This window comes from Schaalia sp. ORNL0103, assembly GCF_019429565.1.
GTDB lineage: Bacteria > Actinomycetota > Actinomycetes > Actinomycetales > Actinomycetaceae > Pauljensenia.
On the sequence record NZ_JAHXSA010000003.1, the window covers coordinates 31,050 to 41,206 of the forward strand.

The 10,157-nt window shown below is 69.7% G+C and carries 9 protein-coding genes; 7 read left to right on the forward strand and 2 right to left on the reverse strand.

From position 1 onward, the window contains the following. The first annotated feature begins 7 nt into the window (after positions 1 to 7). The 7 genes from hpt (at position 8) to JJJ16_RS08665 (ending at position 7,563) form a co-directional block, all read left to right on the forward strand. Positions 8 to 562 carry a hypoxanthine phosphoribosyltransferase gene (gene hpt, locus JJJ16_RS08635; RefSeq protein WP_219752261.1) on the forward strand — a complete coding sequence of 185 codons (555 nt, stop codon included), beginning with the start codon at positions 8 to 10 and terminating at the stop codon, positions 560 to 562. 25 nt (positions 563 to 587) lie between these two features. Next, positions 588 to 2,633, forward strand: coding sequence for an ATP-dependent zinc metalloprotease FtsH (gene ftsH, locus JJJ16_RS08640; RefSeq protein ID WP_219752263.1), 2,046 nt, complete (start codon positions 588 to 590; stop codon positions 2,631 to 2,633). Further along, the gene (folE, locus tag JJJ16_RS08645) at positions 2,630 to 3,199 is read left to right on the forward strand and encodes a GTP cyclohydrolase I FolE (RefSeq protein WP_016460951.1); all 570 of its coding nucleotides are present in this window, start codon (positions 2,630 to 2,632) and stop codon (positions 3,197 to 3,199) included. The genes ftsH and folE overlap by 4 nt, the downstream gene beginning before the upstream one ends. A 1-nt stretch (position 3,200) precedes the next feature. Continuing rightward, a complete protein-coding gene (gene folP / locus JJJ16_RS08650; RefSeq protein WP_219752265.1) occupies positions 3,201 to 4,067 on the forward strand; it encodes a dihydropteroate synthase in 867 nt (288 codons plus the stop codon). After that, entirely contained in the window at positions 4,068 to 6,083 is a 2,016-nt protein-coding gene (folK, locus tag JJJ16_RS08655) for a 2-amino-4-hydroxy-6-hydroxymethyldihydropteridine diphosphokinase (RefSeq protein WP_219752267.1), read from the forward strand. Beyond that, a complete protein-coding gene (locus JJJ16_RS08660; RefSeq protein WP_219752269.1) occupies positions 6,084 to 6,563 on the forward strand; it encodes a DUF3180 domain-containing protein in 480 nt (159 codons plus the stop codon). A gap of 91 nt (positions 6,564 to 6,654) precedes the next feature. After that, positions 6,655 to 7,563, forward strand: a complete 909-nt coding sequence (locus JJJ16_RS08665; protein WP_225905277.1) for a hypothetical protein — start codon at positions 6,655 to 6,657, stop codon at positions 7,561 to 7,563. Positions 7,564 to 7,584: 21 nt separating this feature from the next. Here JJJ16_RS08665 and disA read toward each other — a convergent pair whose 3' ends face one another. Further along, positions 7,585 to 8,655 carry a DNA integrity scanning diadenylate cyclase DisA gene (gene disA, locus JJJ16_RS08670; RefSeq protein ID WP_219752270.1) on the reverse strand — a complete coding sequence of 357 codons (1,071 nt, stop codon included), beginning with the start codon at positions 8,653 to 8,655 and terminating at the stop codon, positions 7,585 to 7,587. A gap of 36 nt (positions 8,656 to 8,691) precedes the next feature. Next, positions 8,692 to 10,077, reverse strand: coding sequence for a DNA repair protein RadA (radA, locus tag JJJ16_RS08675; protein WP_219752274.1), 1,386 nt, complete (start codon positions 10,075 to 10,077; stop codon positions 8,692 to 8,694). Between the last annotated feature and the right edge of the window lie 80 nt (positions 10,078 to 10,157).

The window sequence follows — 10,157 nt, forward strand, 5'->3', positions numbered from 1 at the left end:
GGACACGGTGGACGCCACCGATATGGGTAACGACCTGAAAGAAATCCTGGTCACCGCCGAGGATATGGACCGTCGGCTCGCCGAAATGGCTGAGCAGATCGACCGCGACTACGCGGGCGAAGAACTGCTGATCGTCGGCGTCCTGCGCGGCGCCGTCATGGTCATGGCGGACCTGTCCCGCAAGCTGCACACCCCCCTCGAGATGGACTGGATGGCCGTGTCCTCCTACGGTTCCGGTACCAAGACCTCGGGCGTTGTGCGCATCCTGAAGGACCTCGACCAGGACGTGGCCGGACGCCACGTGCTCATCGTCGAGGACATCATCGATTCGGGCCTGACCCTGTCCTGGCTGCAGGCGAACCTGCTCGGACGAGGCGCTGCCTCCGTCAAGATCGCGACCGCGCTGCGTAAGCCGGAGGCCGCCAAGGTCGACGTGGACGTTGCCTACGTGGGCTTCGACATTCCCGACGAGTTCGTCGTCGGTTACGGCCTGGATTACGCGGAAAAGTACCGTAATTTGCCTTTCGTCGGCACGCTGCAGCCGCACGTCTACAACAACTGAGAACGCATACCTGTAGGGGACCCACGTGAACGAGAAGATCAAGAACAAACGCCCCAGCCTGGGGTGGGTGATGGTTCCGCTCATCATGCTGCTTGCCGGCGGCTGGTTCATGTGGGGCTTCTTCGCCCCTCGTGCCGTGACGACGTCCGAGGGCCTCGCGCTCATCTCGGGCGACACGGTCGAGCGGGTGGTCCTCAACGAGGGCACCCAGCAGGTGAACCTGACGCTGACGGAAAACTACGTCCACCAGAGCACCGGTGGCGACGATAAGACCGTTGATCTGGGCAAGGACGTGTACTTCACGTACTCCTACGTGCAGACCAAGGACATCCTGGACACGGTGGCCGACAAGGCTCCCGCGAAGGGCTGGAACGCGGTGCGTCCCCAGTCTGGCATCCTCGGCGGTGTCGTTCAGCTGCTGATCTCGCTGGTGATCCTGGGTGTCGCCTTCTACTTCATCATGCGCTCCATGTCGGGCTCACGGATGATGGGCGGCTTCACGCAGTCGCGCGCCAAGGAATTCAACCAGGAGCGCCCGGACGTCACCTTCGCGGACGTCGCCGGTGAGGACGAGGCCGTGGAGGAGCTCGAGGAAATCCGCGAGTTCCTGGCCTCCCCGGATAAGTTCCACAAGGTGGGTGCGCGCATCCCGCGCGGCGTCCTGCTCTACGGTCCTCCCGGAACGGGTAAGACCCTCCTCGCCAAGGCCGTCGCCGGCGAGGCGAACGCCCCCTTCTTCTCGATCTCCGGTTCGGAGTTCATGGAGCTGTACGTCGGCGTGGGTGCCTCCCGCGTGCGTGAGCTCTTCGAGCGCGCCAAGAAGAACGCGCCGGCCATCATCTTCGTCGACGAGATTGACGCCGTGGGTCGCCACCGCGGCAGCGGCATCGGCGGCGGCAACGACGAGCGCGAGCAGACGCTCAACCAGCTCCTCGTCGAGATGGACGGTTTCGACGAGCGCGCCAACATCATCCTGATCGCGGCGACCAACCGCCCCGACATCCTCGATCCGGCTCTGCTGCGCCCCGGGCGTTTCGACCGCCAGATCGCCGTCGAGGCCCCCGACCTGAAGGGCCGCGAGGCCATCCTGAAGGTCCACGCGCAGGGCAAGCCCCTCACCGAGCAGGTCGACCTGCGCCAGATCGCCAAGCGCACGCCCGGCTTCACGGGCGCCGACCTGGCGAACGTCCTCAACGAGGCCGCGCTGCTCACCGCGCGCTCGAACATGCAGTTCATCGATGAGCGCGCCATCGACGAGGCCATCGACCGCGTGATTGCGGGCCCGCAGAAGCGCACCCGTGTCATGAACGACCACGACAAGGCCGTGACCGCCTACCACGAGGCCGGCCACGCCCTGGCCGCCGCCGCCCTGAACTACACGGATCCGGTCACGAAGGTGACGATCCTGCCGCGCGGCCGCGCCCTGGGCTACACGATGGTCATGCCCACCGAGGATCGCTTCAACAAGACCCGCAACCAGCTCCTCGACGATCTGGTCTACGGCATGGGCGGCCGCGTCGCCGAGGAGATCGTGTTCCGCGACCCGTCGACCGGCCCCGCTAACGACATCCAGCAGGCCACGAAGACGGCCCGCGCCATGGTCACCGACTACGGCATGAGCGACCGCATCGGCATGGTCAAGCTGGGCGACGCCGACACCGAGGCCTTTGGGCACGGTAGCGGCGAGGGCCCGCGCGCCTTCTCCGACGAGACGGCCGCGATCATCGACGAGGAGGTGCGTCGCCTCCTCGACAACGCGATGCGCGAGGCGTGGCGGATCCTGTCGGAAAACCGCGCGGTTCTGGACACGCTGGCCTCGCGCCTGCTCGAGGAGGAGACCCTCGACGAGGCGCAGCTCGCGGAGATCTTCAAGGACGTCGTGAAGGCCCCCGAGCGTCCCGTGTGGAACTACCAGTCCGACGCCGCGGTTCCGGGTGTCCTCCTGGGCAACCCGGTCGGCGTGGGGTCGGCCGAGGCCTCGGCCACCTCCGAGGTGTCGTTTGAGGCCCCCTCGATCGACGTCTCCGACGTGATGGACACCCAGACGAACGAGGGAGAGGAGCAGGCGTGACCTACGATCCCGCTGGCGTCGAGAAGGCGTCGCGCGACCTGCTCGTCGCAATCGGTGAAGACCCCGAGCGCGAGGGCCTTGTCGGCACCCCCGACCGCATGGCGCGCGCGTGGCGTGAGATGTGCAAGGGCCTGACCGAGGACCCGCGCGAGCACCTGCGCACCCAGTTCCACGCCGGCACCGACGAGCTGGTCCTGGTCCGCGACATCACATTCTTCTCGGTGTGCGAGCACCACCTGCTGCCCTTCTACGGCCGCGCCCACGTGGGCTACATCCCGCGCGGCGGCGTCGTGACTGGCCTGTCCAAGCTGGCCCGCGTGGTCGAAGGCTACGCGCGCCGCCCCCAGGTCCAGGAGCGCTTGACTGCCCAGGTCGCTGACGCGATCGATGAGATCCTGGATCCCCAGGGCGTCATCGTCGTCATCGAGGCCGAGCACATGTGCATGTCGATGCGCGGCATCTCCAAGCCGGGTTCCTCGACCGTGACCAGCGCGCTGCGCGGCATCATGAGCGACGGTGCGACCCGCGCCGAGATGATGGCCCTCGTCCTGTCCGGGAGCCGATGACGTGAGCGCCCTGCCCCTGCCCGCCGCCCCGGCCTCGTTCCCGGTTCCGCCGCCCCCGGCTCTACCGGGCGGCCTGAGCCTGCCCAGAGGGCGGACGGCGATCATGGGCATCCTCAACGTCACCCCGGATTCTTTCTCGGACGGGGGACGCTACACGGACGTGGCCGCCGCTCTGCGCCATGCGCGGGAGATGGTGGCCGCCGGAGCGGACCTTATCGACGTGGGCGGGGAGTCGACCGGCCCGAATTCGACGCGCATCAGCGCGGACGAGGAGTGGGCGCGCATCTGCGCCATCGTCGAGTCCCTGGCCGCCGACGGCGTCATCGTGTCGGTGGATACGCTGCACGCGTCGACGGCCCGCGAGGCCGCGCGCGCGGGTGCGGCGATTATCAACGACGTGAGCGGCGGGCGCTGGGATCCCGAGATGAACGCGGCTGTCGCGCAGTCGGGCTGCGCGTACGTCGTTCAGCACTACCGCGCGCTGCCGGGCATGCCGGAGGAGCACTTCGACTACGGGGATGACCTCGTGGGCACGCTCATCGAGCGCGTGGGGTCCCAGGTTCAAGACGCTATTGATGCTGGTGTGACAGCTGATAAAATTGTGGTTGACCCGGGCCTCGGCTTCTCGCTGACGGGCGACCAGTGCTGGCAGATCCTGCGCGAACTGCCGCGCTTCGCGCAGGGCGGATACCCCGTCCTCGTCGGCGCGTCTCGCAAGCGTTTCGTCAAGGCCCTCGGGGGCGACGTGGACGCGGACAGCGCGGCCATTGCCGCCCACTGCGCGGCTGTCGGTGCGTGGGCCGTTCGGGTCCACGACGTAGCAGCCACCGTGGCAGCCATCGCCCGAAAGGAGAACGACGTTGAGTAGTTGAGTAGTCGACGCGTCATCATCGCCCTGAAAGGACTCGGGGCGCTGGCCAACCACGGCGTCTACGACTTCGAGCGCGACCGCAACCAGCGCTTCAGCGCGGACATCGTCATGTGGGTCGAGACCGCCGGCGCCGCCGACGACATCGCCGCCACCGTCTCCTACGCTGACATCGCCGACGAGGCCATGGCCGTCCTCACCGGCACCGCCGTCGACCTCATCGAGACCCTCGCCGAAACCATCGCCTCGCGCGTCATGAGCCACGAGGGCGTCGTTGGCACCGAGGTCACCGTCCACAAGCCCGACGCCCCCATCGACCACCCCTTCGCTGACGTGTCCGTGACCGTGCGAGCGGGCCAGACTGACGCGATGCCCCTGTCGCTGTCCCTCAAGGGCATTTACGAGGCCGAGGACGGCTCCGTCCTCACCGGCGAGATCGAGGCCTATGGCCACGCCCAGGCCCCCAGCCCCGCCGAGCAGGAACAGAGCGGTGCCCTGCCCACGCGCCGCGATGTGCAGGCTGCACACGCCGCGCCCGTCCATGACGCAAGGCGCCCCGAGCACCTGCGCTCGCGCCGCGTCGTCCTGGCGATCGGCGGCAACCTCGGGGACGTGCCCGTGACCCTCATGCACACGGTCGAGGCCCTGTCCTACATGGAGGGCTTCCAGATCGACGACGTCTCGCCGATCATGCGCACCAAGCCCGTGCTGGCCCCCGGCCAAGCCCCCCAGCCCGACTACTGGAACGCCGTCGTCGTCGGCTCCGCGATCGCGACCCCCGACGAGCTGTTCGCCCAGACCAGCCGCATCGAGCGCGAGCTGGGACGCGAGCGCCACGAGCGCTGGGGCGCGCGCACCGTCGACATCGACATCATTCAGATCGAGGGCCTGGCCTCCTCCGACCCGGTCCTCACTCTGCCGCACCCGCGCGCCAAGGAACGCGCCTTCGTTCTGGCGCCCTGGCTCCTGTGCGAGCCCGACGCCGTCCTCGAGGGCGTGGGTCGCGTGTCCGACCTGCTGGCCGACACCCCCGACCGTGAGGGCATCATCGACGCCGTCGACGACTGGCTGGAGGACCCCGCGGCCGTCATGGCCGACTCCGACCAGCTCCTCGCCCAGCGCGCAGAGCAGGCCAGCGCAGACATGCGCGAGCTCATCGAGGCCCTAACCGGCGAGATCAGCCAGGTCAGTGACCTCGTCACCCGGCCGGGCGAGCCCGCCGAGCCGGTGGAGATTCCCGCCGCCCACACGGTGATCGAGGACTCCGGCGACGACGTTGAGGAGGCCGCAGACTCCGAGTCGGCCCACGAGCAGGCCGAGGAACCCGAGGCTGCCCCCGTCTCCGCCGACGAGGCCCCCGCCCCTCGTGCCAGCATCTGGGGCCGCCTGTCCGCCGCCCAGGCTTCGCACGAGGCCGTGAGCACCGACGAGCATGAGGCCAGTGAGCCAGAGCTCGACGAACCCGACGCAGCCCCGCAGGCCGCAGCGCCGCAGGGCGAAGCCCCCGCGGACGAGGCCGTGACCGCCCCGGCGGTGCCCGGCCCGCCCCACCGCCAGCGCCGCCGCCGCGCGGACGAAGCCAAGGCCTCGTCGCGCCCGTCCTGGCACCCCGTGTCCTCCGTGCCCGCCGACTCTGCGGCCGGTCGCATGACCCGCAAGATCGGCACCGGCACCTACAAGCCGAGCGGGACCGAAAAGCCCCGCTGGGCCCCCGTGTTCGAGTCCAAGCGCGAAGAGTCCCGCTCCAAGATCGCGCTGCCCGACTGGAACTTCTCCGTGGGCACCTCCCACGACGTGCGCGTCGTCGACGACCGCTCTGGCCTGGGGCGCGACGATGAGGCCCCCAAGGCCACCGTGCACGCCGACGGGCGTTCCACCATCCTCGCCCCCGGGCTGCCCGACAACACCCCCGTCGGCCCCATCCCCGAGGAAGAGGCCACTCAGACCGGCATCCTGCGCCGCGTTGTCGTGCGGCCCACGATGACGGGTGCGATCCCCATCGTCAAGAGGCGTTAAATGAAACCCCTGTCGATCACCTGGGTGACGCTGGTCGGCTTCGTCTGTGCCCTTCTCAGCTTCCTCGGCTTCTTCGCGCACATGCGCGCGGGAGGCACCCCCATGATCGTCACGCCCGGCCCGGCTGTCGTCTTCGCGGTCGCGACCGCGCTCCTCATCTGGTCCGGCCTGGCTGTGCGCCGCCTGCGCGCGAACAAGGACACGTGGATCGACGCGATTGGCGCGATGCGGGTCGCCGTGTTCGCCAGGGCCAGCGCGATCGTCGGGAGCGCGCTCGCCGGCGTCCTCATCGGTGTCATGATCGTGTCCCTCACGCAGCTCGAGGCCTCGGCGATGGTCGCCAACGCGATTGCCTCGGGCCTCAGCGGCCTCGTCGGCCTCGTCTGGATTATCGTCGCTCTCGTCGTGGAACGCTGGTGCGTCATCAACCCGGACGACGATGGATCATCGAGCTCGCACAAGCGCAGCGCCGCCGCCTAAACAGCGCGTGTGGGAGTCCTCTCGCGCGCGAAAGTGAGCCCGCCCCGAGCGTTAGTCGCGCCCCGATGGCGCGGGCCGGTATCGTGGACGCGTGGCTGACCAGCGTAAGAATTCCCCCAGGCGACCCTCGTCCCGTCGCTCCGCGTCCGCATCCGGACGCGTCGGCGACCGCGCCTCCCGAGCCGCAACGGGCGGTCGGGGAGCCTCGACGCGCGCGGCGTCTTCCGCCGGCGCCTCGGCGGCCAAGCGGGGGAGTGGGGCAGGCGCGCGTCGGCCCAAGAAGGCCCCCTCGGGCGGCGGACGTCCGCCTGTGAATCTGTGGCCCCGGCGCATCATCACTGGCGTGGGCCTGCTCCTCATCATCGTGCTCATCGTGTGGGGTATCGTCGCCGCCGTGCGCGCTATCGCGGGAGCCTTCAGCGCCGATCCTGAGCCTCAGTCGACCCCGCAGTCCGTCGTCCAGTCCGGGGCCCTCGACGCCTCCGGATACACGCTCAAGGGCGGCCAGGAGGCGACCGCCGACGGCCTGCTCACCGACGGCACGACGATCGACATTCCCGCCTGCCTGGACCGCGACATCACGGCCACCGCGAAGGCGAGCCCCGTGGCTTCTGGTTCCGCCATGCCCGTGACGCTCACGCTGGAAAACCGCGGCTCGGTCGCCTGCTCGACGTCGCTGACGCGCTTCAACCTGGCGGTGACCACCGGCGACCACCAGGTCTACGACTCCTCGCGCTGCGCCGACAGCCAGCAGTCCTCGACGACGCTGCTGCTGCGCCCGGGCGGCACCTGGTCCGGCGCGCTGCGCTGGGATGGATACGTCTACACGAACGGCTGCACGGCTCCCGCGGGCGGCGCGAGCGCGGCCGCGGCGGGCACCTACAAGGTGGCCGTCACGATGGGCACGCGCGAAGTTGGTTCGACCGTCGTCGACGTGACGCCGGCGCCCACCCCCGCGCCCCAGTCGGGCGCCCAGTCCGGCGCCCAGTCGGGCCGCTAAAGGCTAAGAGCCGGCGAGCGGCTACCAGCCGACGATGCCGGCGCTCACGGCCTGGGCCTGGTGGGCCAGGTTCTCCGTGATGAGTTTCGCCCGGTAGGGGCCGATCCCCTCGAGCTCCTCCAGGTCCGCGATGGTGGCCGCGCGCAGCTGCGGCAGCGAGTTGAAGTGCGCCGACACGACCTTGATGGCGCTCCACGACAGGTGCGGAACCAGGGACAGGGCGCGCACGCCGCGCGGCGTGATCTCGCGATCCAGGTCCGCGACCTCGTATACGTCCAGGCCGAGGATGTTCGAAATCGCGGTGAGATCCACGATGCGCTCGGAGCCGAGCGAGGACAGCTCGGCCTCGACGCGGGCCAGGTCGTCCGGGTTCGCGATGTAGTCGCGCATGACGAGGGCGCGCTCGGACGCGGAGCCGCGCACGAGGTCCTCGACCTGCAGGGCCAGCAGGCGGCCCTCCGAGCCCAGCTCCTCGAGGTATTCCGTGATCTCGGAGGTGATGCGCCGGATCATTTCCATGCGCTGCATGACGGTGGCGACGTCGCGCACTGTTGCGCTGTCGCGCATTTCCAGGATCGTGAGGGTCTGCAGAACCTCGTCGAGGCGCTGGCTGTAGCGGTCGAGCGTGTCGACAGCGAGATTTGCGCGCGAGAGCAGAGCCTCGGGCTCCTCCACCAGGCGATGCTCGGAGCCCACGTAGATGGAGATCATGCGCATGGACGCGGACAGCGACAGGACCGGCAGGTGGGTCTGTCGGGCGGTGCGCTGCGCGGTGCGGTGACGCATACCCGACTCGTCCGTGGGGATCGTCGGGTCCGGGAAGAGCTGCACGTTCGCCTTGCGGATGCGCCACTGGTCGGGATCGATGATGACCGCACCGTCCATCTTGCACAGCTCGCGCAGGCGCGCGGCCGTGAAAGCGACGTCGAGGTCGAAGCCGCCCGAGCACATGGCCTGCACTTCCGGGGTGTACCCCAGGACGATGAGAGCACCCGTGTGGGAGCGCTGGATTCGTTCCAGTCCCTCTCGCAGAGGCGTGCCGGGCGCGACTGCGCGCAGTGCGTCACGAAGGATCGCTGCATCGGACGTCAATGTGATTCCCTCCCAGAACAGTCGGTGTGATTCCTATTATTGCGAGTCCGCGGGGAAAGCGACACGAATAGCCGTCGCCAGATCCGACACAGTAAACACGGTGATGCCGTCGACTCCCGACAGGTCCTCGCTGCCCTGAGCGGGCACGATCGCACTAGAGAAGCCCAGGCGCGCGGCCTCGGCGAGGCGGCGCTGGGTGCCCGTGCAGGCGCGTACCTCGCCCGTCAGCGAGATCTCTCCGACCGCGACGAGGTCGGGGCGCGGGGGAGTGCCCTTGAGCGAGGACACGATGGAGATGGCCATCGCCAGGTCGATCGCGGGCTCGACCGTGCGCGCTCCGCCGACCGTGGAGACGTAGACGTCGGCCCCCGACGTGTCCGCGCCGATGCGGGCCTGCAGGACCGCGAGGATCATGGCGACGCGCGCGTGGTCCACGCCCGAGGTCGTGCGCCGGGGCGAGCCGCCCGACGAGGGGGCGACGAGGGACTGGATCTCCGTGGGCAGCGGGCGGCGTCCCTCCAGAGAAACGGCCGCGCACGTGCCGGGCACGCCGCGCGTCGTGCGCGACAGGAACAGGCCGGACGGATCGGCGAGGCCGTAGATACCCGAGTCAGTCAGCTCGAAGCAGCCGACCTCGTCGGTGGGGCCGTAGCGGTTTTTCACCGCGCGCAGCAGGCGCAGTCGGGAATGACGGTCGCCCTCGAACTGGCAGACGACGTCCACGAGGTGCTCGAGGACGCGCGGACCGGCGATGCCGCCGTCCTTGGTGACGTGGCCGACGAGCAGGGTCGGCAGGTCGGACTCCTTGGCGACCCGGATCAGCGAGGCCGCGACCGCGCGCACCTGCGCGACGCCGCCCGCCCCGCCCTCGACCTGGGCGGAGGAGATGGTCTGCACGGAGTCGACGATGAGCAGAGAGGGGCGCGAGGCCTCGACGTGCCCGAGGACGACGCCGAGCTCCGTCTCATCCGCGATCAGGAGGTTCGGTTCGAGCGCGCCGATGCGTTCCGCGCGCCCGCGCACCTGGGCCGCCGACTCCTCGCCCGTCACGTAGAGGACGGGGCCGCGCCCGCCCGCCGCCGCGGTGCGCGCGGCCTTCGCGGCCACGTCCAGCAACAGCGTCGACTTACCCACGCCGGGTTCGCCCGCCAGGAGGATCACCGCGCCGGGAACGATGCCGCCGCCGAGGACACGGTCCAGCTCGCCCACGCCCGTCGAGCGAGACGAGGCCCGCTCGCCGTCCACCTCGCCGATCGGCAGGGCGGGGCGACGCGGGGGAGTCGCGGCCGCGCGCGGCCCGCCCGAGGCCTCTCCGGCCTGGTCGACGGTGCCCCATGCCCCGCACTCGCGGCACTGGCCCACCCACTTGGGGGAGGTCCACCCGCACTCGGAGCAGCGGTAGGTGATCTTCTCTTTCGCCATACACTCACCGTAACCCGACCCGCCCTCATCTGCGGTTCCCGCGCGCGGGCGGGCGCCGTGACGGCGGCGTTGGGAGAGTG